The 303-nt window shown below is 65.0% G+C and carries 1 pseudogene; it reads right to left on the bottom strand.

The annotated features are described in order from the left end of the window. Positions 1-303: pseudogene (locus ACTHSL_RS13375) on the bottom strand (DHH family phosphoesterase); the annotation flags it as partial.

The following is a 303-nucleotide window of genomic DNA, read 5'->3' as shown; positions in this document are numbered from 1 at the left end:
GATTGACGATGATGCAGTCGGGCGTTTCTTCGGCGGGCAGGTGGTGGTCGGTAACGATGACTTCCAATCCCAACGCCGCAGCCCGCGCCACGCCCGCCATGCTGGCGATTCCGTTGTCCACCGTCAGCAGCAGGTGCGCGCCGGCCGCCGCCGCGGCTTCGGCAATTTCGGGTGTCAGCCCGTAGCCGTTTTAAAAGCGGTTCGGCACCATAAAATCCGCCCGCGCCCCCATGGCCTGCAACCCTTTGATGCCGACGGCGCAGGCTGTTGCGCCGTCGGCGTCGTAGTCGGCAACAATCAGGA

The organism is Neisseria sp. P0008.S010, from assembly GCF_051962715.1.
GTDB classification, from domain to species: Bacteria; Pseudomonadota; Gammaproteobacteria; order Burkholderiales; family Neisseriaceae; genus Neisseria; species Neisseria elongata.
Note: the sequence above shows the minus strand (reverse complement) of the source record. Positions and strands in the feature narration are given on the sequence as shown.